We start from the raw sequence: 24,419 nt of genomic DNA, 5'->3' as shown, positions 1-24,419 counted from the left end.
TGGCAAAATGGCAAAATGGCAAAATGGCAAAATGGCTTAATGTCTGGGCTTGTTGAGCACCAAGCTTATCGGTGAAGACATCAAGACTTCGCTCATCACTTCCGTCGAGTTGGAAGGTTGCACGATTCAAATCTTTCAAAAAGGTAGAGTTCCATTCTACATCACGATTGAGATCAAGCTTTGAAGCCATATCTTCAATGGCATCCTGGAATTGACCTTTTTCAGAGAGTAGTTGTCGGTGAATACGTTCTTCTTTTTGGCTCACGTCACCAAAGCCAAATTGATCCAAATCGAGTTGGTTCGATTCTTTCTGAAAGGCTTTAAATGCATTCCAAAAATTAGAATCAGCGAACTCAGGAAGACCAGAATTTTCACTATGCGCATGCGTTTGTAACCAATTATTTGCTCTTTCTGAGTCACTCATCGCACCTGTGAGTGCTCGCGTGGTGGTCTCTAGATCCAAAGCGGTTACAAGTGCGTCGAGTACTGTCGCAGTAGCGTTAATCTTCTCCAGTGCTTTTAACTGCTCAGTGTAATCCAGATGCTCTTCAGTTGTTTCTGTAAACATCATATTGAACGATGGATTCAGAATCAGTGAAGCAAGCTCCTTACTCGTCGGGTTGCCCATCACTGCCTGGAATAAATTTTCTTTTGTTGATGTTGGCAGCTCTTTCACAAGCGAGCGTAATGTTTCCATCTGATATGCTTGTGCATCAGCACCACCTTCGAGACCTTTAAGGTCGAATTGTGCACATAAAGTGACATGCTGTGCGTAGTTGTCCAGTGCATTGAGAGCACTTGTGTAATCAGGGCTTGAGAACGACTGTGATAACGTAGTAAAACTCTCTTTGAGAGCATTATGTCGATTATCCACCTTATCCATGACTGAATGAGCAATGCGCGATAATTCTACTTTACCTAATTGCTGTGTAGGAGCATTATGATCAGTGATTTGAGTAATCACTGCATCTTGAAACATTTTCATGAATTGTTGCTGCGCTGGAACGCTAAAGCCTTCACGCCAGGAGCTTTTGACATCATGGTCACGTTCTTTGAAGACTGCGGTTAAACCATCCGGGTTCTCACCAAATCGCATCGCGGCAGCTGCATTTAATGCAGTGATACCATCTTTGCGTTGTTTGAGATCATCTGCAGCGTCAACGTACTGTTGGATCAAGCGGCCACTGAGTGCAGTGGTCCCAGATAAGTCCATATGGCTACTAACCTTCTGTGCAATATCAGAGCCATAGTGCTTTTGAAGTGCATGTAAAAATGCGCCAGTTGTTTGTAGGTTACTTTGTAATTTTGTGCTTTATAGTTTTCTACAAACTGGTTTTTATCCAATCCAACAACGGATAGCATCTTCACGACTTTGCCCTTAAGACTGCCGCCAGAAGATAAGACGGGATCGCCTTGCTGATTCGATTGCAGTGACACTTTATCGTGTTGTGCATGCTGGATGAATTTATTTAATTCAATACTCATCATTTTCCCCTTTCGATATTCATCTCTTATACACGAACACAACTGTCTACGGGTTTTTGTTGTGGTGGTGTATGCATATGATTCATGATGATCAGTTGTTCCTGCCAGTATTCTGCCTGCTCAACATAAGTCGTGAATACTTTGTCCAAACACTCAATTGTCGTTTGCTCGGCATGGATTTGTTGTAAGAGCAATAGGCTGTTTGTAATCGGTTCAACCCCAAGCGACATACCATATGCTTGATTGAGAGAAATATTGGCAGATAGCACCTCTTTTAAAGCGTTTGGTAAAGTTGGCCCGTTGCTGATTTCACCAATAAAAGCTGTTAGGCTCAAAGATTGAGACTTATCATTGACATGGAGCTCTAGGACGAGAGAGTCGTCGAACATTAATATACATACACCATCGGCATCAAACTCAAGTGCTTCAAAGCCAAGTTTTGGTGCGAGTGCATCGAGTAATTGGTTCATGGGAGATTTCATAGAACAACTCCAAAATATTCAAAAGCAGTTAATTCGTTCCATTTATACTAGATAAGTAACCATAAAGCATGATTGGTTTCACGAAGAATTTATGAGTCGCGTTGAAAATACCAGCACTTCGCCGATTCTTTTTTGCTAACACTTTATTATTTTTTTCGTCTTTTAAAAAGCACTATTTAGCTACTAACTTAAGTAGTATTTGCAGAAAATAGACGGTCCTTTTTGCTCATATCCACCTGTTTTATAAGAAAAATTGATCCAGATTCATTGATCGGTCACACAAATGTCCCTAATATACGCTCCGCTTGTCTGACCTGCTGATAGCAGCGCGTTCTGTTGATCAACTGTCAGGCAACCTGGAGATAGTTAACAAAACAAGATGTCATAAGGTGAGATATCATGAAAAAGTCCCTCACGCTCATGATCGGCGCACTTATTCCTATGGGAGTAATGGCTGATTCTGTTGATACACACACTTTTATGGAAAGATTCCATAGTAATCCAGCTAAGGTCATGGATGAGTTGCCACCGCGTACGAAAGTAGCGGAAGCAATGGCACCGTACTTTTCAAAAGAAGAAATTGAAAGCAACGAATTCGTTACGAAAAAAGACGAACTTCGTCAGCGTATGATCCACAAGCCAGCGCCTCGTATGGCGATGATGGCAGCTTCTGCGGCAAGCTCTGGCCGTGGTAACGATAATCCTGCAAACTTGGTTGACCTTGGTAACAATGTCATCACTAACTTGTTTGAGCTTGAGCAAAAAGCACCTCGCTCTCACCGTTTGGCAGAACAGCCTTGGTCTGACACATACTGGCCGCTTTACTCTGGTGCATCCGCTTGGCGTTATGCAGACCAGGACTTAAGCAACTCATATCCACAGACTTGGAAAGACTACAACGACTTCAGCGTAAACAAGCCTGTCGATCAGTATTCTTTAGAAACACGTCATTTACTATCTCCAGCAGAAAAATACGATCTATTGGTTGGTGATACTGGATTTACGTTGACGAATAACCAGTGGGATAGTGGCCGCTCTTACTATGACCGCAGCGGTAAAGTTGAGCGTTGGATGGGCCTTTGTCACGGTTGGGCACCAGCTGCTTACATGTTGCCACGCCCAGTGAACACGATTACTGTCAAAGACGCGAATGATGAAGACCTGAAACTATACCCATCAGATATCAAAGCAATGGGTACGTTGTTATGGTCAAACGCACGTTTCGATACCAAATTTATCGGTGGTCGTTGTAACATCAAAGATCCTGAGAAAGATGCAAATGGTCGTATCTTGGATCAAGACTGTTTCGATAATAACCCTGGTACATTCCACATTTCTGTATTAAACCAGATTGGTATCTCTGAGCGCTCAGTCATTCTTGATGCGACTTATGACTACCAAGTTTGGAACCAGCCAATCCTTTCTTATAAGGTCACTTACTTTAATCCGCAAACCAGCCGTGCTGTATCGAATGCGCAGGCCGGAACAATTAATCTAGCGGATTATACAAAGGATAAGTTCAAGAGCTATCGTGCTCAGAACACAACCAAAGTTGTTGGTGTACGTATGGACATCGATTACATGGTTGAAACAAATCCAAACCACCGTACGAAAGATGACGAGTACTATGATGGCATCACTTCAGTCTCATACTACTACGATCTAGAAATGGATGATGCAGGTAACATCATTGGTGGTGAGTGGTATCAAAACCGTCATCCAGACTTCCTATGGACACCTTCTAAGAACGCGAAAGCAGTTTCTTGGTACAACGGTCAAGGAAACTGGGCTGAAGGTCAGACTGTTCCACAAGACTGGAAGCAAAAAGCAAAACAAGCTTCTCGTTACGGACAGCCACTCACTTCTATCGTCAATGAGTTGTTCGAGCGTTCAGCTGAAGGTTCTACAAACCCACCTCAGCCAACACCTTGGACTGCGATCAAACTTAGTAACAGCATGTGCTTAGACGCATACTACACATTGAACAACGCAAACGGTCTTCTTGTTCAAGAAGCTTGTGGTAACTATGCAGAGCAGTTGTTCTCAGTGAATGCGCAAGGTCAAGCTCGTACTCAAGGCACAGGTGACTTGTGTGTGACTGCTTCTGCACTTCGTGTCAATGCAACCCTAAGCATGAAAGCATGTAATGGTTCAAACACGCAGAAGTGGAAGATTGAAAATGGCGTTCTGAAGAGCCTTGTGAAGCCAGCACTAAAAGTTAAATCTGCTGGTGGAACTCGCATTCGCTTGAAGCGCTAATCAAACCGGATTCCTTTTGTTGTCATGCCAAAGCCGCCTTGTTTCAGGGCGGCTTTTTTGTTTGCCCAGCAAAGCTGGCAAACCCGTCAGGTTGAAAGAAACCTGAATCGCCCGACTAAGGGGAAGATAATCCGAATGGCAAGGGCGCTGCTGGCCAACGGCAGAGTCTGAAGGAAGCCATAGGAAGTAAGGTGTACACAACTAACCGTAACCTGTTTCGGCACTGTTGGTGGGTAAGCGTGCAAAATATCGTGAAGCCCGGTACTTAGTCAGACCAATGGTGTGCTTGAGGGTGGAATACCTTACAGGGAGCCAGTGCAATAACTGGGGAAGCCTGGCATCAAGTCCAAGCTAGCTTGGAAACATCATCTCAAGAAGTGATCCAAGAGTGATGTTGGTGTGAGGTGGCAGATGAATCCGTAGTAGTGAGTAAAGCCCGGCCAGTGAAGCCCAGCAATGGTGTGGAGGACAAAACCGGGCTGACCATCAGCATCATGTCTGGTGGAACGCAGTGTTGCCAAAAGCGCACTGTGTTGCGAAGGGAGGAAGTACGTTTTAAGTCTGTGATGAACAGATGTTTTTTTTCATGGTACACAAGCCGGCTAGCTACCGGGGTATTCCCACTTGGTAAACTGGGAGCAGAGCACTGAGTGGCGAAACCGTACAAGGGAGTAATCAGGCTTATAGTAGTAGATTGCCGCTGAGCTAGAACGCTACATCACCTGATGAAACAGACCGACATGAAGACGAAGCATACTGTCCCCACACAGCGCACAACCCAAGGGGAGAAGTTGAGAGTTTATTACAGTCTGTATGGCCACCTGCTTAACAAAGAGCGGCTGTACAATAGATTTAAAAAGGTGAAGAAAGCAAATGGCGGGGCAGGAACAGATATGCAGAGCCTGAGCGACTTCGCCTTAAATCTGAGTAATAACCTTGATCAACTTCTTCACGAACTGAAAACCCGGCAATACCGGCCTCAGCCAGTCAAGCGGTTAGAAATCCCGAAAGATGATGGTGGAGTCAGACTGCTGGGCGTTCCGAGTGTTCGGGATAGAGTTGTCCAACAAACCCTGAATGACCTATTAACCCCCATCTTCGAAGAGCAGTTCCATCCATCGAGTTTTGGATACCGGCCTCAGAGAAGTTGTCATGACGCGATCAACAAAGCGACCATGTTCATCCGCAGATATGGCCTGCAACATGTAGTCGATATGGACTTGTCCAAGTGTTTCGATAAGCTCGACCACGAGTTGATCCTGACGAGCATGCGAAAACGAGTCTCGGACAGCAGCGTTCTTGATCAGCCCCTTGATAGCAAACATCTATCTGGACGTGTTCGATCAGGAAATGAGAAGACGAGGTCACCGGATAGTGCGTTATGCGGACGACATCCTGATCTTCTATCGAAGTCGTTCAGGTGCGGAAAATGCGCTCAGGCAGGCAACGAAGATACTGGAAAAAGATCTGAAACTCACAGTGAACCAGAGCAAGTCCCATATCGCTCACAGCGACGAAGGGGTGAAGTTCCTGGGTGTGGAAATAGGGAGTCAATATACCTGGATCCAGCCCAAGAAAGTGCAAAAGTTCAAAGAGCAGCTCAAAGCACTGACAAAACGCAACGGAGGCAAGCCTCTGTGCAGAGTCATCAAAGAGCTGGCACCGGTGGTGAGGGGCTTTGGCCAGTACTTCAGGATAGCGAATGCCAGCAGGGAGTTCAGGAAAATAGCTGCCTGGCTGCGGAGGAGGCTGCGGAGTCTTCAACTAAAACTCTGGAAGAAGCCAAAAAGGCTACACAGGAGGCTGAAGCAACTGGGGTATAAACCTCCGTTCAGTCACATCCGGATGACATGTTGGAGAAGTTCAGCCAGCCCGTTAGCCAGTTATGCTATGCCGAACCAATGGTTCAACGATCTTGGTTTGGTGGTTCTGGAACATGTAAAGACAGGGTATGTGTTCAGCAATTATGCTGAATGGAAATGTGCATGAGCCGTATACGAGGCCCGTACGTACGGTTCTGTGAGAGGGATGAGGCGGAAACGCCTCACCCTACTCGATGTGTTTTTTAGAAAAGGATCTACCGCATAAAGCGTTGATAGCCTAGATTATCGGTTTCATCCTGCCAAGCAAAACCAAGGGCTTTGAGATGACGATGAAACTCGAACTCTTCATCCGTACTCACTTCGAACCCGGCTAACACTTGGCCGAAAGCTGCACCATGATTGCGATAGTGGAAGAGAGTGATATTCCAGTGTTCGCCAAGGGTATTGAGAAATGACATTAATGCCCCAGGATATTCAGGGAACTCAAAGCTGTATAATCGTTCATTCTGAACAGCCTGGCTGGAACCGCCAACCATATAGCGGATATGCAATTTTGCGACTTCATCATCAGATAAATCATCAAAGCGATAATCTTGTTCAGCTAATGTCTGTTTGATTTCGGTGAGCTCGCTTTCACCTTGACGTAGTCGGATCCCGACAAAAATCTGAGCTTGTTCTTGATGATTAAAGCGATAATTAAACTCTGTGATCACTCGACCACCAAGTGCGTGACAAAACTGCTTGAATGCTCCTTTTCTTTCAGGGATCGTGACAGCAAGGACCGCTTCTTTCTTTTCTCCGAGTTCACAGCGCTCCGAAACATATCTCAGCGTATCAAAATTTAAATTCGCACCGCTTAAGACTGCAGCAAGATTTTGCTGTTGAAGTTGATGCTTTGCGGCATATTTTTTGAGGCCAGCTAAGGCAAGTGCACCAGATGGTTCCGCGATTGCGCGGACATCTTCAAAGATATCCTTTAAAGCCGCACAAACTTCATCACTGGTGACCGTGATTAAATCATCACAATACTGCGTTGCGATATCAAAAGGTAGGTCACCGATTTGTTTCACTGCGACACCATCAGCGAATATGCCGACGCTGGAAAGCGGTGATGGCTTACCTTGTTCAAAGGCATATTGAAGGCATGCAGAGTCTTCTGATTCAACCGCCACCACCTTCACTTGCGGCATGACTTTCTTAATATAAAGGGCCATTCCCGCAAGAAGTCCACCACCACCGACCGGGATAAATATCGTATCCAAGTGATTGTGTTGTTGGAGCATTTCTTTCGCGACGGTGCCCTGGCCAGCAATCACATCTGGGTGATCAAATGGCGGAATCAACGTCGCACCATCTTTCTGGGAAATCACTTCTGCACGTTGCTTCGCTGTATCAAAGTTTTTTCCATGCAGGATCACATTTGCGCCATGGCGTTGAACAGCACTGACTTTAATATCTGGTGTCGTTTCTGGCATCACAATGGTTGCTTTGATACCCAATTTCTTTGCAGATAATGCAACGCCTTGTGCATGGTTGCCCGCTGAAGCGGCAACGACACCGGCTTGCTTTTGTTCTGTCGTGAGATTGTATAGACATTGATAAGCGCCGCGGAGCTTAAATGAATGAACCGGCTGTTGGTCTTCGCGTTTGAGCCAAATATGGTTGCCCACACGGGAAGAGAGTTTATTCAATCGGTCTAGATCTGTTTCTTGTGCAACATCATAGACAGGGGAAAGGAGGACCTTGCGAAAAAGGTCCTCAAGCAGTTGATCATCGTTGTGCGCGAGAGATTGGCTCATCGTTCCTCCAACTTTGAGCGATCACGAACTGCGCCCATATCAGCACTGGTTGCCAGCGAAGCATAGCTGCGCAGTGCAAAGCTTACTTCTCTTTGGCGAGAAGCAGGTCGCCAAGCTTTATCGCCTTTGGCTTGCATCGCCGCTTTTCGTTCTGCTAATACTGCTTCATCGACGATTAAGCTGATCCCACGACTGGGGATATTAATATCAATCGTATCGCCATTTTCAATCAGGGCAATCGTCCCTTCATTCGCAGCTTCTGGGGAAACATGACCAATGGATAAGCCAGATGTGCCACCAGAGAAACGGCCATCAGTGATCAATGCACACTTTGTCCCGAGTCCCATCGACTTCAAATAGGTCGTTGGATAAAGCATTTCTTGCATGCCGGGACCACCTTTTGGTCCTTCATAGCGGATCACTACAACATGGCCAGCTTTGACTGTGCCACCTAATATTGCTTCTACCGCTTCATCTTGGCTTTCAAAGACAATGGCCTCACCGCGGAATGTCAGGTTTTCTTCTGCAACCCCTGCTGTTTTGACGATGCAGCCGGCAGGGGCAAGATTCCCCTTCAAAACAGCAAGACCGCCATCTTGGGAGAAGGCATGTTCTATTTTGCGGATACAGCCGTTTTCACGATCATCATCCAGTGTTGGGTAACGGCAATCCTGAGAGAAAGCTTTTGTTGTACGGATTCCAGCCGGTCCAGCCTGATAAAATTGATGTACGTCACTATCTTGCGTTTGCTTGATATCCCATTTTTCAAGCACCTCAGCTAAGTTCTTCCCTGCAACATGGTTGCAGTCGGTATGCAGTTTGTTCGCGCGTGCTAGTTCACCGAGTATGCCGATGACACCACCGGCTCGATGTACATCTTCCATATGATATTTGGGAGTTGCCGGTGCGACTTTACAAAGATGTGGCACTTGACGTGAGAGGCGGTCGATATCATTCATATCAAAATCAATGTCGCCTTCTTGGGCTGCTGCAAGTAAATGTAAAACGGTATTGGTAGAGCCTCCCATGGCAATATCCAGTGACATTGCATTCTCAAATGCGGATTTGTTAGCGATGTTTCTTGGGAGCACATTCGCATCATCATTTTCGTACCAGCGTTTGCAAAGCTCGACGATTCGACGACCGGCTTGGTGGAAAAGCTGCTCACGATCCGCATGAGTTGCTAACATCGAGCCATTCCCTGGCAGGCCAAGGCCTAAGGATTCCACAAGGCAGTTCATTGAGTTTGCAGTGAACATACCTGAGCATGATCCGCAAGTAGGGCAGGCTGAACGTTCAACCTGTAGCGATTGTTCATCGGAAACATTTGGGTTTGCACCCTGGATCATGGCATCGACTAAATCAAGATGGATGATCTGATCGGAAAGCTTAGTTTTTCCGGCTTCCATCGGTCCGCCAGACACAAAAATCACTGGAATATTCAAACGCATGGCTGCCATGAGCATTCCAGGTGTGATTTTATCGCAGTTGGAAATACACACCATCGCATCTGCACAATGTGCATTCACCATATATTCCACTGAGTCAGCAATGAGCTCCCGCGATGGTAAGCTATACAGCATACCACCATGTCCCATCGCAATCCCATCGTCAACCGCTATCGTATTAAACTCTTTAGCAATACCACCTGACTCTTCAATGGTTTTCGCAACCATCTGGCCAAGGTGCTGCAAATGAACATGACCGGGGACGAACTGGGTAAAGGAATTCACAACCGCAATCATCGGCTTACCAAAGTCTTGCTCTTTGACGCCAGTTGCACGCCATAAAGCACGTGCACCTGCCATATTTCTACCTTCGGTTGTGGTTGCTGATCTCAGTTTAGGCATGGGGTAAAGGACTCCGTATTAAGCGACTGCGCTTTGTGTTTCTGGACAACGAACTGGTTCTAACCAGCCCCAGCGATCTTCAGTTTGACCATTAAATAGACCGAAGAACGTTTCTTGTAATTTCTTGGTCACTGGACCACGTTTTGCATCTCCGATTTCCATTCGGTCAACGCTACGGACAGGGACGATTTCTGCTGCGGTTCCCGTCATAAATACTTCATCTGCGAGATACAGTGCTTCACGTGCGATTGGTTCTTCTCGCACTTCATAGCCCAGATCTTTCGCAAGTGTCATGATGGTATCGCGTGTAAGGCCTGGCAGGATACAAGCTGTTGTTGGTGGTGTATACAAGACGCCATGACGAACGACAAAGACGTTTGCACCGGCACCTTCACTGATACAACCTGTGCCATCAAGGCCAATCCCTTCATGGAAGCCATTTCGCTTTGCTTCTGTTGTAATCAATATTGATGAAAGGTAGTTACCACCTGCTTTTGCTGCCGTTGGCATTGTATTCGGCGCAAGTCGTTGCCAAGAGGAAATACAGACATCAACACCTTGTTCCAAGGAGTCTGCGCCAAGATAAGCGCCCCATTCGAATGCTGCTACAATGACGTCCATTGGCACTTTTGGTGGCGTTAGTCCAAGACCAACATTACCTAAAAATGCGAGCGGACGCAGGTATGCATTTGTGAGATCGTTTTGTGCAACTGATTGACGACAAGCTTCCATCATTTCTTCAAATGAATAAGGAATGTCGAAACGATAGATTTTCGCTGAGTCATAAAAACGCTTGATGTGATCCGTAAGGCGGAAGATTGCCGGGCCATTTGGCGTATCATAGCTACGGATCCCTTCAAAGACAGAACTGCCATAGTGAAGTGCGTGACTAAGGACATGAACCTGACAGTCATTCCATGGACGAAGTTCGCCGTTAAACCAGATATATTTTGCTTCTTGTGTCATGTCTAAATCCTCAATTATGCACTCGCTGCCATTTCTGTTGGCAACACTAAAGAAAGTTGTTGAACGTCATGAATTTTTTCAAGCTGTGTCGTGAGTAGCCGAATGGGACGGCTAGCATAGACACTGACCTGGATCTCAAAGTTTTTATGCTCGGTATCTGGGAGCACAGAGAGTTGTGTGACCTGAAAACCACGATAGCGTGTGACTTGTAACAATTTTTCTAAAACAACGGGTTGGTTTTTGGTTTTGATCGTTAACTGGTGGTTCATGGTTGGCTCTCTCCCAACATTTGATGATTTGCTTTTCCAGGTGGTACCAAAGGCCATACATTGGCTTGTTCGTCGATGGCAACATGCAGCATGTAAGGGCCATCGTGCGCGAGCATTCTTGCGATTGCGTCGGAAACTTGGTTTGCACTATCGATATACTCGCCATCGATTTCGAAAGCATTGGCGAGTGCGACAAAGTCAGGGTTGTCATCCAGCGTGGTTTCGCTGAAGCGTTCTTCAAAAAATAACTCCTGCCATTGCTTCACCATGCCGAGACGTTGATTGTCTATCAGTACGATTTTGACAGGAAGTTGGAATCGTTTGATGGTTGTCAGCTCCTGGACATTCATCATAAAGGAGCCATCGCCAGAAACTGTGACGACAGTATGCTCTGGGCGCGCAAGTTGAGCACCGATTGCAGCTGGTAGACCGAATCCCATTGTGCCGAGTCCGCCGCTGCTTAAGTGATTTCTTGGGTGATGGAATGACATGTGTTGCGCCACCCACATCTGATGTTGACCTACGTCACAGCTGATGACGGTGTCATTTGGCGTTGCATCACTCAGTTCTTTGAGCAAAGCAGGTGCGTAAATCGTTTCGCCAGGGAAGTCATAACGAAACGGTGACGATGCTTTTTTCTTTAAAGCATATTGTTGCCATGCTGTGATTTCTGGCTCGGCAACAAGTAAAGGGAGGCTTGCCTTTAAGTCGCCGACAAGCGCAACATCAGCCAAGCGTCTTTTGCCGACTTCTGCTGGGTCGATATCCATATGGATCACTTTTGCATTCGGTGCAAACTCAGCAAGTTTGCCAGTGACTCGGTCATCAAAACGCGCACCGATGCAAATCAATAAATCACATTCTTGTACCAGCGTGTTTGCAGCAGGGGTGCCGTGCATCCCAAGCATATTCAACTGATATGGGAAATCAGGTGAAATTGTCCCGAGTGCTTTTAATGTTGAAACTGTTGGCATGCCTGTACGATGAACAAACTCTCGGCACTCATGGATGGCACCTGCCATTTGCACACCACCACCAATATACGCGATTGGCTTTTTACTTTGAGTGATCAGCTCGTTTGCTGCTGCAAAGTCACCATCAACTGCACTACATGGCGCAGGTTGTGGCTGCATGTAGGCTGTAGGTTTCGCTTCCATCACTTGAATATCTTTGGGGATATCAACAAGTACTGGGCCAGGACGACCTGATTGTGCGATGTGGAATGCTTCAAATAATGCAGGACCAAGTTGTTCCGGCTCTTCGACGAGAATGGCATGTTTTGTGACGGGCAGCGCAAGGCCAAGTACATCCACTTCCTGAAAAGCATCGGAGCCCATCGCATCACGAGCAACCTGCCCCGTGATCGCGACGACGGGGATAGAATCAAGCATGGCATCAGCCAATGCTGTGATAAGGTTTGTTGCGCCAGGGCCAGAGGTTGCCAGACAAACGCCGACTTTACCGCTGGCACGGGCATAACCGATGGCTGAGAAAGCGCATCCTTGTTCATGTCTACCGAGGTAATGCTTCAGGTTGGAACCATAGATTGCATCATAGATCGGCATGATGGCACCACCAGGGTAGCCAAAGACTTTGTCTACCCCAAGCTGCTCTAATATGGATATGGTGTACTGCGCGCCCGTCGTCACAATTATTCTCCTTTTTGGATCCAGCTCATGTGCTGCCGAAGCGTTTCACCAACTTCTTCGATTGGGTGGTTATCATTCGCTTCCAGTAGATCACGGAAACGCTGACCGCCACTTTCGTGTTCTGCTGTCCACTCTTTCGCGAAGGTACCATCTTGGATTTGCTTCAATACTTCTTTCATGCGCTCTTTTGCTTGGGCATCGACAACTTTTGGTCCACGGGTGACAGCACCATAGTTTGCTGTATCCGATACGAAGTGTTGCATGCGCTTGATGCCTCCTTCGTAGAACAAATCAACAATCAGTTTTAACTCATGCAAACACTCGAAGTAAGCCAGCTCAGGCTGATAACCTGCTTCAACGAGAGTCTCCCAACCTGCTTTAACAAGCTCTGTTGCGCCACCACATAGAACGGCTTGCTCACCAAACAGGTCTGTTTCGGTTTCTTCTGCGAATGTGGTTTCTAAAACACCTGCGCGCGTACCACCGATTGCTTGTGCATAGGCAAGTGCCAATTCTTTTGCCTTGCCACTGGCATCCTGATGAATAGCGATTAGACATGGAACACCCGCACCTTTTTCATATTCAGTCCGAACAAGGTGTCCTGGGCTTTTTGGTGCGATCATCGTGACGTCATGACCTGCTTCAGGCTGGATGCGGTCATAGTGAATGTTGAAACCGTGGGAGAACATCAACATTGCATCTGGCTTCAGGTTTGGCTTGAGGTGTGTTTCGTATAAGTCTTTTTGAGCCATATCCGGAACAAGGATCATCAGGATATCAGCATCACGTGCAGCATCTGCGAATGGTAATGGTGAAAATCCATCTGCTTGGGCTTGCTTCCAGCTTGCACCTTCTGGACGGAGACCAACCACCACGTTTGCACCGCTGTCACGTAGGTTTTGCGCTTGTGCTTTCCCTTGGCTACCGTAGCCAAATACAGCGATAGTTTTCCCGTTAAGTGCTTGACTATTTGCGTCTTTTTCATGGTACATGGTGGTCATTTTCTTTTCTCTACTCGTTACGGTTAAATGTTTTAAAGGGCCTAAGACGAAAAAACCCCCGGTCCTTTCGGAGCGGGGGTTTTTGGCTTTCGGTATTTTATTTTTCTACCCGTACGCGCCTCCCCGCAGTGATTTAATAATCACCACGACGACGAGGACGATAATGTTACGGATAGTGAATGTGTTCATTTCTAAGTTCGTTTCTAGTTTCTAATCTAGTTAAAAATAAATTCGTGCCAAGCGTGCTATTGCACCTGCCCTTTTATTGTTAGCGTTTTAAAAAACGAAAGTCAACAGAAAAGTTGAAATTAGCTCAGATTAACAAACTTTTTTATCTTAGGTACATACAAAAGGGTGGTTTATGCTGAAAATATGGGTAAATAAACGTTGTTTTTAATTTCAATCTGTATGAAGATTTTGATTCATTGTCAAAAAGCGAATGAGAGAAACGAGATTTTCCGAGAGGCTTCCAGGCTGGATCACGCGTAGATGATAACGATAGCTCCAAGAAAAAGTATCTCGCAAGATAGGATGCAGAGAAGCATTTTGATTTATTTCATCGATTGGTAGACAACCAATCCCCATTCCAGAACGTACAGCACAGAACAACTGATTTAGATTTTGTACGATAAGACGATGTGGAATGTGGTGCTTTGCGATCCATTTTGAATAAACAGGGAGCCCTTCTGATATATCGAGTACCCGATGTTGTTGTAATTGCGTTGTTTTCTCTGGGAGGTGATGGTGTAGAAAATAGGTTTCAGTCCCAGCAAGTTGCAGCTCTGTTTGGCAGAAATAAACTTGATGATCACCATGAAAATCAATCGGATCGGTGATGTGAATGTCAGCTGTTTCTTTTTCCTCTAACAATACAAACCGAAAAAGGACATGGGGCACTTTGAGAAGAAATTGAGACAGAAGCGGTATAACAATATCCTGAATTTTCGTGTGGACCCACAACTGGATAACCTCTGGTGTGAAATCCGGATTTAAGTTAATTTTGCGTTTGAGGTTGAGAAATGCTTGCTCGATATCGTTGCCTAACTGAAGTAAAAGACGGCCTTGATGTGTGGGTTGATAACCCGAAGCACTTCGCTCAAACAGTGTGAGTCCTAGATCAGTTTCTAACCGTTCAACACGGCGGATCACCGTTGCATGATGGATCCCAAGTGATTGTGCTGCAGCCGACACAGTTTGATACCGTGCTACGGTATACGCTATTTTAAAGTCATCCCAGTGGAGTTGCTGTGTGTTCATGCACAATAGAATAGTTGTACCTTAACCAATTGAACATCGATTGAAAGTCTATATTTTCAGAATTTCTTAAGATGATGGTTGTAAGTACATGGGAATGAATTGAAGGAAGTGGCTGTGCAAATGTACACAGCTACTCTTCAAGTTAGTGTTTTATTCTCGCCATAAGCAATGCATCAACATATTGACCATCGCGATAAGCATAATCTTGTCTTGTTCCTTCTACTTCAAATCCAAACTTCTTGTATAGCGCAATCGCAGTTTCATTATCACGATACACCTCAAGTTGGATCCGGCGGATGTTTAGCCAGTTATCTGCCATATCTATCATTGCCGCGACAAGTGTTGTACCAACACCCAAACCCGAAAAATTAATGTCTACCGCCATACCAAAATCTAATGTATGCCTGAGTCGTGCATTTTGAAGCACTTCAAAGACAATATTGCCGATGACTTGTGATGGTTTTTCAGGCTTATTGATTTCTGCGACCAGTCGAAATGAACTTTGATTATTTTGTTCATTCGAAAAGCGTTGATGCCACATTTCCTGTGTTGGATAAGGAAGTTGCAGTGTGTTTTTCACGACATGAGGTTGTGTGTGAATCTGAAATAGATCTTGGGCGTCACATAGCGATGCTGCGCGGATCGTAATATCCATGTGGAATGGCTCCAATTGAATAGAAATAAAAATGAGAAAGTGAAAAAAGTCGACGTCAGTCGGAAAAAGTTTATACGAGGAGGAGGGTGATTGTGGTGACAGAGATGGTAGAAGAAGAGTGAACAATAGAGACATGTTGGTCTATGATGTCATCAATAAACATGGACGAAACTCCTTACATTGAATTGTTCATAACAAGTGGGTTATACCCATTCAATCTACACGAATTTTTTGAGAGTTTGCAATTAAAATTTGATCCATAATTCTGTTCGTTCCAAAGGCGTGCGCTCTGGTAGCATTGGATTCTCAAGCCTGATCAGGCGTCGAGATTGGATATCTGCCTGTTGGATCATCGGTTGGTAAAACTTGTTGAAAAGCTTAAGGTATTCGCCTCGCTCGATCAGGGTTTCTAATCCATACTCCAGTCGTTCGGCTAATGTTGTATTCTCTTGATTCACAAAAAAATAGACAGGCCACGGATAATACAAAAGAACATGTTTATCAATAGCGAGTTGAGGGTATTTTGACTTTCGGACTTCATACTCTGTAAAAATTTCGTTCAAACCACGACTAAAATAATCAAAGCGTTTGGCTGCTAGCATACTGAACAGGCTTTCATATGAAATTCCTTTTTTTACTGAAATCTCATTATGCTCAAACACCTTGACGTCTTCCCAGTCTAGCCCTTGACCTACTTCGTATTTTTGCAAGTCGCGAATACTGTGAACTTTTGAGAACTGAGTTACTTTGTCTTCATGAATGAGAAAGAGACGATATCCAAGAAGTCCTCTGAACAAAGGGATGCGGATTGGACGGAGTTCTTTTTCAAGCTGCTTTGTGGTGGCTGACCAAATGACAGTAACACCTTGGTTTGATGCAAGCTTTCTTCGATATCGGCTCTCCCGCATCAATACTTTTGCGGGCTTCATCTGATAGTCACCGAATTTATCCTTTGAAGCATCAAGCGCATGTTGCAATAGTTGAACGCGATAAGTATCTCGTTCGTCATAGGGGGATTGCGGTTGTGGATAGATCACCTGTTGTACAGTTTTTCCATATGTTGAAAAACTCAATATGAGCAGACAATAAACAAAAAAGCGCATAAAAACCCCACAACATCCAATAGCCCACAGAATAAAATATCTGATTTATATCGAGAAAAAAATCATACAAAAACGTGAATTATTTTCTTGCGCGCTTTTAAAATCCATCCATTGTACTATTTTCGAATATTGGATTTATTATCGATAACAAAGCTGGAGTTGTAATCATTGTCCATGTTCATTTGTCAATGAATACTGGTACTGCATCCCAAGCTTTTTTAATACAGCGAGCGAAGCAACATGATCTTGAATACATGGTCCGGCAATGTTGCTGCTTCTGTCGCAACCCCTTGTCCCCGTAGAGAGCTTTTTAGCCAAAATCTGTACTTTTGATAATGATCATATTTTTGGATGAAATCATAGGCTTCATCGACGGATGTAAGCGCTTGGTCTCCAGTAAATTTCATCACCTGCGGATCATGATTGAGCTGATAAAATGCTTCGGCATCTTGAGTGGTGAATTCCTTCAAAAAGAGCTGATCAATTTCTGTGATATTTTTTACCATAGCGGCCTCCTCTAGGGCCTGTTAATCTTGCAGCCGCCAGGAGCGACATTGATGAAAGCACAACAGACCTAATCAGGCATTTTACAGATGATGAGTGTGAGAGGCCAACGGACAGTGAGTTGTTCTTTCCAACTTTTTGCAAGAGACGGGTAAATTTTACCGACGGGGTTATAACCCTGATGTGCAATAAACCGCTGTGTTGCAGACCAAGATGTTAAATAACCAACGAATGCCTTGAGTGACCATTGTTTTTCAAGTACAAATTCTGGGACAGCGATTTGTTCGAATGGAAAAGAAATCGTTTGATAGTGCTGTTCAACATGGTGTCGCTCTTCAGGCCAGTAGCATTTGAGTCGATTGGCATAAAGGTCCAAAATGATTTCATCAATAGCATCATTGATTTGGCAATGCTCATAACACCAACATGCGAGAATCCCAGAAGGCTTTAAAACACGCCTTACTTCTTGAAAAAATTCTTGGAAATTAAACCAATGTAGTGCTTGTGCAACCGTGATGCAATCCATACTTTGACTGGGAAGACCTGAATACTCTGCGGATGCAACGCGGAAATCAATATTCGTGTAAGGCATCGCTTGTTCTATTTGTTCCTGGCTTGCATCTGTTGCGATGACATGCTGAAAATATTTTGAAAGACTGATCGCCGCTTGACCATTGCCTGTGGCACAATCCCAAACACAGCGATTATCTGGACAAATGCTGACGATATATTTAAATAGCACATCTGGATAGGTTGGACGAAACTCTGCATATAAATCAGCTGAAAGGGAGAAATGATCAGGAAATTGCGTGCTCATGATCGAATGCCTTGAATGCTTGTCTCGTCATTATGTTCTAAAGCATAGCAGTGGTTAACGTTCTCCCGGTAAGTGGCGGCCTCCTTCAAGGCGGAGCACTCGGCCCGTCATATACTTGCTTTTTAAGATGAATTGTATTGCTTGCTCAATCTCAACTTCCCCAGGCTCTAAACCAAAAACTGACTTTTTGAGCGTCTTTTCCTGATAAGCTGTCGATGCATGTTCATCAAACAAGATAAGAGAAGGGGCAATCGCGTTAACTTTCACTTGAGGAGCCATTTTTTTCGCAAAAGACATTGCCATATTTTCTAAAGCAGCTTTACTGGCCGCGTAGGCGATATGTGAGGGACTTCCTGCTTCTGTCATGTAATCAGTAATATGAATGATATCGCATTGTGCTGGTTGTTCAGCAATCAACATATCTGCGCAAGCCAAGTTAATTTGATAAGGCGCATGTACATGGACTTGGAGCATGGATTGCATCAATGCTGCTGGATCTTCAACAGTATCTTCACTTAACCAGCTTGAAGCATTATGAATCACAGCTCTGAGAGAAGTCGTTGTTTCTTTGAGCTGAGTAATGAAATTTTGAATGCCTGATTGGCTTGAAAAGTCTGCATGTAAGCAGATGATACCCGCTGAGCGAAGTGTATCAATAGCAGGAGTTTCTGTCCGATAGGTTATGATCACTGGATATTGCTGATGAAGCTTTTTCGCACAAAATAAGCCGATACGCTTGGCGGCTCCAGTAATCAAAATTGGTGCATTATTCCCCATTTTAAGTACTCTGTTATTGACTCTTGATTGAATGACAAAATTTCCCGAATAAGAACAAACACTTTCCACCGGATCGGGACCTGAGTCAAATACGTTAGCGAAAATTTGGCACTGGTTCAATTAAGAAAATTAAAGTTCATTACTTGTACTTCATATAGAAAGGCGTTAGCTTCGTTCTCATAATAAGAACGGTATTGGATTTTCTGATGAAATATTGTGTCAGTTTTACATTGATGTTTTTTTGTACTCAGTTGTTTGCTTCACCTGTGACATCGCTGGAAAATATTCAGGGCATCACCTTCAATAATGCAGGGAAGCTGATTTCGTTCAATTCAATTCAATTCCGTTCTGGGAAAGTGGTTTCACTGGATAAACCACAGCAATACAAACAGCGCAAGCGCTTGGATGGAAAGGGTGCATATGTTCTTCCAGGGATCATTGATGCGCATGGGCATGTGATGGGCCTTGGGTTTAATTTAATGCAAGTGGATGTGCGCAAGTCCACCTCTGCGGATTCAGCAGGCAAGGCCGTTGCAAAATTTGCAAAGAAAAATCCGGACCTACAATGGATCCGTGGACGAGGCTGGAATGAAGTGCAATGGTCAGGAAAGACCCTACCTACAGCGAAAGACTTGGACCGTTGGATCAAAGATAGGCCAGTTTGGCTCAGAAGAGTGGATGGTCATGCTGGCTGGGCGAATTCAAAAGCACTTGCGTTGGCAGGGATCAATAAAGATACGCAGGATCCCAATGGTGGGCAGATCATTCGTGACGAAAAGGGACATCCGACGGGGATTCTGATTGATAATGCGATGGCGTTGATTTCAAAGCAACTTCCCAAATATTCAGCTTTAGAACAACAACAAGCACTTCACCATTCTAGTGAGCACTTACTATCAAGTGGGATCACGAGTGTACACGATGCAGGAATTGACTATACAACTTATCAGACTTATCGTGACTATGCGAAAAATAAACGGTTGCCTATTCGAATCTATGGCATGCTCTCGGCTGCAGATCCAAATTTAGAAAGGATGTTGAAGCAGGGGTGGATCACAGATTCTCAGGATTTCTTATCTATTCGTAGTGTGAAGATTTTTTCAGATGGTGCGCTGGGTAGTCGAGGGGCAGCTTTGAAGAAGCCGTATACTGACAAGGCAGAACACCTTGGATTAATGTTGAGAGAGCAAGCGGATATTCGCTCGCTTTATGCTTTAGTCCTGAAACACCAGTTCCAGATTAACATTCATGCAATTGGAGACCGCGCGAATCAGATTGCTTTGGATGAATTTGCTTATGTATTTCAAACGTCAGGTGGGCAAGAACTGAGACATCGTATTGAGCATGCACAAGTCGTAGATCTAGCCGATATACCTCGATTTAAAGAGTTAAACATCATTCCGTCGATGCAACCCACGCATGCAACTTCAGATAAGAATATGGCAGGTGATCGGCTTGGAAATACACGCTTAAAAGGCGCTTACGCATGGCAACGGTTTCTGAAGCAGGGGTCTAGAGTGGCCGCTGGATCAGATTTCCCTGTTGAGTTGGCAAACCCTTTTTATGGGTTGCATGCTGCGGTTACACGTCAAGACAGAAAGAATCAACCAGAAAAAGGTTGGTTACCTTCGCAAAAAATGACAGTGCCTCAAGCACTTCGAGCATTTACACTGGATGCTGCATATTCAGCGCATCAGGAAAATGAACTGGGTGGGTTAACACCGGGTAAGTGGGCTGACTTTATTCTTATTGATAGGAATATCTTTGAAATTCCGGTAGAAGATATTTGGAAAGCCAAAGTTTTAGCGACCTATATTGCTGGACAAGAGCGATATCGAAAGTCAATTTGAGCAGCGATATGGAAAAGACTTTATCACGAAATAATCCTGTTTAGACTTGCGCTAGGCAAAGATTTTCGATATTAAAGAACGCCGTTGATAAAAGAAAGATGATGATGAACGATCAACTGCCTGAGATTTTTGAACATCTCAAACAGATCAATACAAAAGCGTATTGCAAGTACAGCTATTTTCCTGTTTCTGCAGCAATCCAATGGGATTCAAACAGAATCACCTATGGCATTAATGTCGAAAATTCGAGTATTGGTCTCACTGTATGTGCGGAGCGCCACGCAGTAGGTGCTGGTATTTTAGAAGGCGAATCACGCGTAAAACGCGTATTTGTTTATTCCCAAGCACGTGATTTTCTTGTCCCTTGCGGTGCATGTAGACAAGTTTTGACTGAATTTGGCGATGAAGAAACTGAAATCCTGATGTTTGATCAAGAAGGAAACCATGAGGCAACCACATTAGGTGCTTTCTTGCCGGGAATGTTTCGTCTGGAAGAAGATTAAAGTGTGATGAAGTCCATATCGGCAAAGCCACTCCATACGTTTCGGCTGGATCAGTCGATCCAAAATTATCTTTGTATCCAAACCCCACACGATTGCACTCAGCTGGTTCACTTTAACCAGCCGCTTTGGATTCTGGGAGAGGGAAGTAACACAGTTTTTTTAAGAGACTTTGCTGGCACTGTTGCGCATATTCAAATTCAAGGGATCGCGATTCGAGAAGAAACGGATCACTGGTTGATTGAAGTCGGTGCTGGAGAAAATTGGCATGCATTGGTACTTTATCTCCATGAGCAAGGGATATATGGTCTCGAAAACTTAGCTTTGATCCCTGGCAGTGTCGGCGCTGCTCCGGTTCAGAATATTGGTGCTTATGGTGTGGAGCTTGCTTCTTTTTTAGATAACCTCACGTATTTTGATATCAAGGCAAATCAGTTCATGACCTTATCCAATGATGCATGTGAGTTTGGTTATCGGGATAGTGTATTCAAACATAAGCTAAAAAATCGAGCTGTGATCACACAAGTGACTCTGACAGTTCCAAAAGCCTATCAACCGTGTATAGCTTATGCAGGCTTGCGTGAACTGGGTGAAGCTGCAACCGCCGCTGAGGTGATGAAGACGGTCATTGCAATTCGCCAATCAAAGCTCCCAGATCCGACGCAACTCCCAAATGCAGGGAGCTTTTTTAAGAACCCAGTCATCTCAACAACAAAAGCGATTGAATTAAAGGGTCAATACGCTGAGCTTCCAGTATATTCTGTATTCGATCCTGAGCTTAAGAAAGTTGCTGCGGGTTGGCTGATTGATCAGTGCGGTTTGAAAGGGAAGTGCTTTGGTGGGATCTGTGTGCATCAAAAGCAAGCATTGGTATTGGTGAATGAAGGCACTGGTACTGCTGAGGATTTGATTCAAGCGATAACTACGGTGCGTCATAAGGTTCATGAACGATTTGGTATTTGGCTTGAACCAGAAGTAAGATTGCTGGATGCACAAGGTGAATATAAGGTTGATGTTGGATGAGACAGCCTAATTTTCAGGTAAAGAATCAATTACTCAAAGCTTTGTCTCATGAAACATATACATCTGGAGAGCAGTTAGGGCAATGCTTAGGGATCAGTCGTATGGCGATTTCGAAGCATATGAAGATGTTGCAGTCCTGGGGCGTTGAAATCGAGTCCATGACAAAAAAAGGCTATCGGCTAATCAATCCATTATCCTTACTGGATCTGGATCGGATTGAGTCATTTGCTCAAGAACGAGCATCAAGGATTCAAGTCTTTCCAACGATTGACTCGACAAACACGTTTGCGATGAACGCTGTTCAAAAAGGAGAGATGACGAGCGGTGATTGTGTTTTATCGGAAGCACAGACGGCAGGTAAAGGACGAAGAGGCCGACAATGGCAGTCACCTTTCGCGCAAAATATCTATTTGTCGTATGTTCATCAAGTTTCTGATGGGGTTGAAGCAACTATGGGGCTGAGCCTTGTCGTTGCGATTGCTGTTCATCGAGCGATTCGTTCAGTCACAGGTTTAAATGCCCAATTAAAATGGCCGAATGATATTCTTTACCAGCAAAAAAAACTTGCTGGTATTCTTGTGGAACTCTTTGGCCCACCAGAAGGCCCATGTACAGTGATCATTGGGGTTGGGGTGAATGTAAACATGCCGCTTACATCAATGAAATTGGACCAACCATGGACAAGTTTAAATGTACACAGTACGAATGAGCTGGTCGATCGAACCGATTTTGTACAGGTACTGATTACGGAGTTAGATGAAATACTACAGAGTTTTGCTCAAACTGGTTTATCAGCATTTATGGATGAATGGCACGCAGCTGATGCATTCTTAAATCAGACTGTGCGTTTGATCTCTGGACCTCAGAGTCATCAAGGGATATCCCGGGGCATTAATGAACAAGGTGCTTTGCTGGTTGAACACCCAGAAGATGATGGTATTAAAGTGTATTTTGGGGGTGAGGTAAGTCTCCGTGGTGATAACTAATCAAGAGCAACATCAAACTTTACTCATTGATATCGGGAATACGAATGCGAAGGGCGTTTGGTTTCACAAGTCAGCGCAGCAGAAGTTTCAACCCGTACAGGACCTAGAAAGTGCAATCGACTCTGCACAATGTATTTATTATTGTTCTGTCAGTACAACGCATCCTTTATTAAAGAAGCTTGATACGCAACGAGCGAACCAGATCATCACTCAACCAGAATCAAAAGGCGTACTTTGTGGCTATGCTGAATTCCAAAATCTGGGCGTTGATCGTTGGGTTGCGGTATTGGGTGCCCATAGAAAGTATCAGACGAATATATTAGTCATCGATTGTGGAACGGCGACCACGATTGATTATGTCACTGCATCTGGTCTGCATGAAGGCGGATGGATTTTGCCTGGCATCACGACGATGCGGGAAAGCCTGTTGCAAAATACGGACAGAATCTTTGATGAAGTGATCCAGCCAGAAGCAGAATTTGGGAAGAATACGCCGAATGCACTTCGAAATGGCTGTGCAATGGCAACTGTGGGAGCAATTCATCAAGCGATTCAACATATTCCAGATGGTAGCAAGATCATCTTTACGGGGGGAGATGGCGCTTTAATGCAGTCACTTTGTCAATTCGAATCGGATTTGATGATGGATCTCGTCTTCGAAGGGCTATCATTATTTGTTCAAAATGATGCTTGAAAGCTGTGATTTTAGACGGTTTGTTTGAAAACTGTGCATTCAAACTAGTTTTTTAAAATTTTTTAAAAATAGGTATTGCACACACCAGAACATTGCTCTAGAATTCGCAGCCACAACACGGTGCCGACTTAGCTCAGCTGGTAGAGCAACTGACTTGTAATCAGTAGGTCATCCGTTCGACTCGGATAGTCGGCACCAATTCGTGGAGGGGTTCCCGAGTGGCCAAAGGGATCAGACTGTAAATCTGACGGCTCCGCCTTCGCAGGTTCGAATCCTGCCCCCTCCACCATAATTCTATGCGAATTGAGCTAATAAGATGTGCGGGCATCGTATAATGGCTATTACCTCAGCCTTCCAAGCTGATGATGCGGGTTCGATTCCCGCTGCCCGCTCCAAATATGCTGATATAGCTCAGTTGGTAGAGCGCACCCTTGGTAAGGGTGAGGTCGGCAGTTCAAATCTGCCTATCAGCACCATTCATCTTAATACTCCTAGCTTGATTCCTTACGAATATTTTCCTAATTTTTTATAAAGCTTCATCATAAAGTTTTGATTGTACCCAGATAGGCTCTGTCATGGCAAAAGAAAAATTTGAACGTTCAAAACCGCACGTAAACGTCGGTACTATCGGTCACGTTGACCACGGTAAAACAACTCTAACCGCAGCGAT

23 protein-coding genes, 4 tRNA genes and 1 pseudogene are annotated in these 24,419 nt (G+C 44.7%); 13 read left to right on the top strand and 15 right to left on the bottom strand.

Annotated features, from left to right (window positions below; translation table 11 throughout):
• The 3 genes from C505_RS0120300 to C505_RS0120290 form a co-directional block, all read right to left on the bottom strand.
• Positions 1–1,213: protein disulfide isomerase family protein (locus C505_RS0120300; RefSeq protein ID WP_018694477.1), on the bottom strand; the 1,213-nt coding region annotated here is incomplete at its 3' end.
• Positions 1,174–1,485, bottom strand: coding sequence for a hypothetical protein (locus C505_RS0120295; RefSeq protein ID WP_169337077.1), 312 nt, complete (start codon positions 1,483–1,485; stop codon positions 1,174–1,176). The genes C505_RS0120300 and C505_RS0120295, both read right to left, overlap by 40 nt.
• A gap of 26 nt (positions 1,486–1,511) precedes the next feature.
• Positions 1,512–1,967 (bottom strand): type III secretion system chaperone, encoded by a 456-nt coding sequence (locus tag C505_RS0120290; RefSeq protein WP_083938406.1) that lies wholly within the window; start codon positions 1,965–1,967, stop codon positions 1,512–1,514.
• A 399-nt stretch (positions 1,968–2,366) separates the two neighbouring features.
• Between C505_RS0120290 and C505_RS0120285 the strand changes: the two genes are divergently transcribed.
• The 3 genes and pseudogenes from C505_RS0120285 to C505_RS24805 all read left to right on the top strand — a co-directional run bounded on the left by C505_RS0120285 (position 2,367) and on the right by C505_RS24805 (position 6,215).
• Positions 2,367–4,226 carry a ricin-type beta-trefoil lectin domain protein gene (locus tag C505_RS0120285; protein ID WP_018694474.1) on the top strand — a complete coding sequence of 620 codons (1,860 nt, stop codon included), beginning with the start codon at positions 2,367–2,369 and terminating at the stop codon, positions 4,224–4,226.
• A gap of 725 nt (positions 4,227–4,951) precedes the next feature.
• A pseudogene (locus tag C505_RS25000) lies at positions 4,952–5,452 on the top strand (reverse transcriptase domain-containing protein); the annotation flags it as partial.
• Between the two features lie 124 nt (positions 5,453–5,576).
• Positions 5,577–6,215, top strand: coding sequence for a group II intron maturase-specific domain-containing protein (locus tag C505_RS24805; RefSeq protein WP_245556389.1), 639 nt, complete (start codon positions 5,577–5,579; stop codon positions 6,213–6,215).
• Between the two features lie 88 nt (positions 6,216–6,303).
• Here the strand turns inward: C505_RS24805 and ilvA are convergent, their stop codons facing one another.
• The 12 genes from ilvA to folM form a co-directional block, all read right to left on the bottom strand.
• Positions 6,304–7,848, bottom strand: coding sequence for a threonine ammonia-lyase, biosynthetic (gene ilvA, locus C505_RS0120275; protein ID WP_018694473.1), 1,545 nt, complete (start codon positions 7,846–7,848; stop codon positions 6,304–6,306).
• A complete protein-coding gene (gene ilvD, locus C505_RS0120270) occupies positions 7,845–9,698 on the bottom strand; it encodes a dihydroxy-acid dehydratase (RefSeq protein WP_026318124.1) in 1,854 nt (617 codons plus the stop codon). The genes ilvA and ilvD overlap by 4 nt, the downstream gene beginning before the upstream one ends.
• A gap of 18 nt (positions 9,699–9,716) precedes the next feature.
• The gene (locus tag C505_RS0120265) at positions 9,717–10,664 is read right to left on the bottom strand and encodes a branched-chain amino acid transaminase (protein WP_018694471.1); all 948 of its coding nucleotides are present in this window, start codon (positions 10,662–10,664) and stop codon (positions 9,717–9,719) included.
• Between the two features lie 14 nt (positions 10,665–10,678).
• Complete coding sequence (ilvM, locus tag C505_RS0120260) at positions 10,679–10,933, bottom strand: acetolactate synthase 2 small subunit (protein WP_018694470.1); 255 nt, start codon at positions 10,931–10,933, stop codon at positions 10,679–10,681.
• Positions 10,930–12,582, bottom strand: a complete 1,653-nt coding sequence (ilvG, locus tag C505_RS0120255) for an acetolactate synthase 2 catalytic subunit (RefSeq protein WP_018694469.1) — start codon at positions 12,580–12,582, stop codon at positions 10,930–10,932. The genes ilvM and ilvG overlap by 4 nt, the downstream gene beginning before the upstream one ends.
• A gap of 2 nt (positions 12,583–12,584) precedes the next feature.
• Positions 12,585–13,679 (bottom strand): ketol-acid reductoisomerase, encoded by a 1,095-nt coding sequence (gene ilvC, locus C505_RS0120250; protein ID WP_281167143.1) that lies wholly within the window; start codon positions 13,677–13,679, stop codon positions 12,585–12,587.
• 303 nt (positions 13,680–13,982) lie between these two features.
• Positions 13,983–14,840, bottom strand: coding sequence for a LysR family transcriptional regulator (locus C505_RS0120245; protein ID WP_018694467.1), 858 nt, complete (start codon positions 14,838–14,840; stop codon positions 13,983–13,985).
• Positions 14,841–14,982: 142 nt separating this feature from the next.
• Complete coding sequence (locus C505_RS0120240; RefSeq protein ID WP_018694466.1) at positions 14,983–15,495, bottom strand: GNAT family N-acetyltransferase; 513 nt, start codon at positions 15,493–15,495, stop codon at positions 14,983–14,985.
• A gap of 245 nt (positions 15,496–15,740) precedes the next feature.
• Positions 15,741–16,598 (bottom strand): type 2 periplasmic-binding domain-containing protein, encoded by an 858-nt coding sequence (locus C505_RS0120235; RefSeq protein WP_018694465.1) that lies wholly within the window; start codon positions 16,596–16,598, stop codon positions 15,741–15,743.
• Between the two features lie 218 nt (positions 16,599–16,816).
• Positions 16,817–17,104, bottom strand: a complete 288-nt coding sequence (locus C505_RS23185; protein ID WP_018694464.1) for a GNAT family N-acetyltransferase — start codon at positions 17,102–17,104, stop codon at positions 16,817–16,819.
• Between the two features lie 68 nt (positions 17,105–17,172).
• Positions 17,173–17,919, bottom strand: a complete 747-nt coding sequence (locus C505_RS0120225; RefSeq protein ID WP_018694463.1) for a class I SAM-dependent methyltransferase — start codon at positions 17,917–17,919, stop codon at positions 17,173–17,175.
• A 54-nt stretch (positions 17,920–17,973) separates the two neighbouring features.
• Positions 17,974–18,696, bottom strand: a complete 723-nt coding sequence (gene folM / locus C505_RS0120220; RefSeq protein WP_018694462.1) for a dihydromonapterin reductase — start codon at positions 18,694–18,696, stop codon at positions 17,974–17,976.
• A 206-nt stretch (positions 18,697–18,902) separates the two neighbouring features.
• Here folM and C505_RS0120215 point away from each other — a divergent pair, with 206 nt between their 5' ends.
• From C505_RS0120215 to C505_RS23960, 10 genes are all read left to right on the top strand, one after another.
• Positions 18,903–20,546 carry an amidohydrolase gene (locus C505_RS0120215; protein WP_026318122.1) on the top strand — a complete coding sequence of 548 codons (1,644 nt, stop codon included), beginning with the start codon at positions 18,903–18,905 and terminating at the stop codon, positions 20,544–20,546.
• A gap of 104 nt (positions 20,547–20,650) precedes the next feature.
• Positions 20,651–21,049, top strand: coding sequence for a cytidine deaminase (gene cdd / locus C505_RS0120210; RefSeq protein WP_051090629.1), 399 nt, complete (start codon positions 20,651–20,653; stop codon positions 21,047–21,049).
• Between the two features lie 6 nt (positions 21,050–21,055).
• On the top strand, positions 21,056–22,069 hold the full coding sequence (gene murB, locus C505_RS0120205; RefSeq protein ID WP_018694459.1) for a UDP-N-acetylmuramate dehydrogenase: 1,014 nt from the start codon (positions 21,056–21,058) through the stop codon (positions 22,067–22,069).
• The gene (gene birA / locus C505_RS0120200) at positions 22,066–23,055 is read left to right on the top strand and encodes a bifunctional biotin--[acetyl-CoA-carboxylase] ligase/biotin operon repressor BirA (protein WP_018694458.1); all 990 of its coding nucleotides are present in this window, start codon (positions 22,066–22,068) and stop codon (positions 23,053–23,055) included. The genes murB and birA overlap by 4 nt, the downstream gene beginning before the upstream one ends.
• A complete protein-coding gene (locus C505_RS0120195) occupies positions 23,042–23,749 on the top strand; it encodes a type III pantothenate kinase (protein WP_018694457.1) in 708 nt (235 codons plus the stop codon). Before birA ends, C505_RS0120195 begins: the two co-directional genes overlap by 14 nt.
• Positions 23,750–23,871: 122 nt before the next feature.
• Positions 23,872–23,947: transfer RNA gene (locus C505_RS0120190), tRNA-Thr, on the top strand.
• A gap of 6 nt (positions 23,948–23,953) precedes the next feature.
• Positions 23,954–24,038, top strand: a tRNA-Tyr gene (locus C505_RS0120185).
• A gap of 31 nt (positions 24,039–24,069) precedes the next feature.
• Positions 24,070–24,144, top strand: a tRNA-Gly gene (locus tag C505_RS0120180).
• Between the two features lie 5 nt (positions 24,145–24,149).
• Positions 24,150–24,225, top strand: a tRNA-Thr gene (locus C505_RS0120175).
• A 99-nt stretch (positions 24,226–24,324) separates the two neighbouring features.
• On the top strand, positions 24,325–24,419 hold a 95-nt coding region (locus tag C505_RS23960; protein ID WP_018694456.1), incomplete at its 3' end, for a GTP-binding protein.

The organism is Algicola sagamiensis DSM 14643 (assembly GCF_000374485.1).
GTDB classification, from domain to species: Bacteria; Pseudomonadota; Gammaproteobacteria; order Enterobacterales; family Alteromonadaceae; genus Algicola; species Algicola sagamiensis.
The sequence above is the reverse complement of the archived record's forward strand: the minus strand, read 5'-3'. Positions and strand labels throughout refer to the sequence as shown.

Excerpts from the sequence above, each read along its gene's own strand:
- ilvM (WP_018694470.1), bottom strand. The coding sequence starts at position 10,933 with ATGAACCACCAGTTAACGATCAAAACCAAAAACCAACCCGTTGTTTTA.
- C505_RS23185 (WP_018694464.1), bottom strand. The coding sequence starts at position 17,104 with ATGGTAAAAAATATCACAGAAATTGATCAGCTCTTTTTGAAGGAATTC.
- C505_RS24805 (WP_245556389.1), top strand. The coding sequence starts at position 5,577 with ATGAGAAGACGAGGTCACCGGATAGTGCGTTATGCGGACGACATCCTG.
- ilvD (WP_026318124.1), bottom strand. The coding sequence starts at position 9,698 with ATGCCTAAACTGAGATCAGCAACCACAACCGAAGGTAGAAATATGGCA.
- folM (WP_018694462.1), bottom strand. The coding sequence starts at position 18,696 with ATGGGGAATAATGCACCAATTTTGATTACTGGAGCCGCCAAGCGTATC.
- C505_RS0120295 (WP_169337077.1), bottom strand. The coding sequence starts at position 1,485 with ATGAGTATTGAATTAAATAAATTCATCCAGCATGCACAACACGATAAA.
- ilvA (WP_018694473.1), bottom strand. The coding sequence starts at position 7,848 with ATGAGCCAATCTCTCGCGCACAACGATGATCAACTGCTTGAGGACCTT.
- C505_RS0120215 (WP_026318122.1), top strand. The coding sequence starts at position 18,903 with ATGAAATATTGTGTCAGTTTTACATTGATGTTTTTTTGTACTCAGTTG.
- murB (WP_018694459.1), top strand. The coding sequence starts at position 21,056 with ATGAAGTCCATATCGGCAAAGCCACTCCATACGTTTCGGCTGGATCAG.
- C505_RS0120240 (WP_018694466.1), bottom strand. The coding sequence starts at position 15,495 with ATGGATATTACGATCCGCGCAGCATCGCTATGTGACGCCCAAGATCTA.
- C505_RS0120290 (WP_083938406.1), bottom strand. The coding sequence starts at position 1,967 with ATGAAATCTCCCATGAACCAATTACTCGATGCACTCGCACCAAAACTT.
- cdd (WP_051090629.1), top strand. The coding sequence starts at position 20,651 with ATGAACGATCAACTGCCTGAGATTTTTGAACATCTCAAACAGATCAAT.
- birA (WP_018694458.1), top strand. The coding sequence starts at position 22,066 with ATGAGACAGCCTAATTTTCAGGTAAAGAATCAATTACTCAAAGCTTTG.
- C505_RS0120265 (WP_018694471.1), bottom strand. The coding sequence starts at position 10,664 with ATGACACAAGAAGCAAAATATATCTGGTTTAACGGCGAACTTCGTCCA.
- C505_RS0120225 (WP_018694463.1), bottom strand. The coding sequence starts at position 17,919 with ATGAGCACGCAATTTCCTGATCATTTCTCCCTTTCAGCTGATTTATAT.
- C505_RS0120245 (WP_018694467.1), bottom strand. The coding sequence starts at position 14,840 with ATGAACACACAGCAACTCCACTGGGATGACTTTAAAATAGCGTATACC.
- C505_RS0120235 (WP_018694465.1), bottom strand. The coding sequence starts at position 16,598 with ATGCGCTTTTTTGTTTATTGTCTGCTCATATTGAGTTTTTCAACATAT.
- C505_RS0120285 (WP_018694474.1), top strand. The coding sequence starts at position 2,367 with ATGAAAAAGTCCCTCACGCTCATGATCGGCGCACTTATTCCTATGGGA.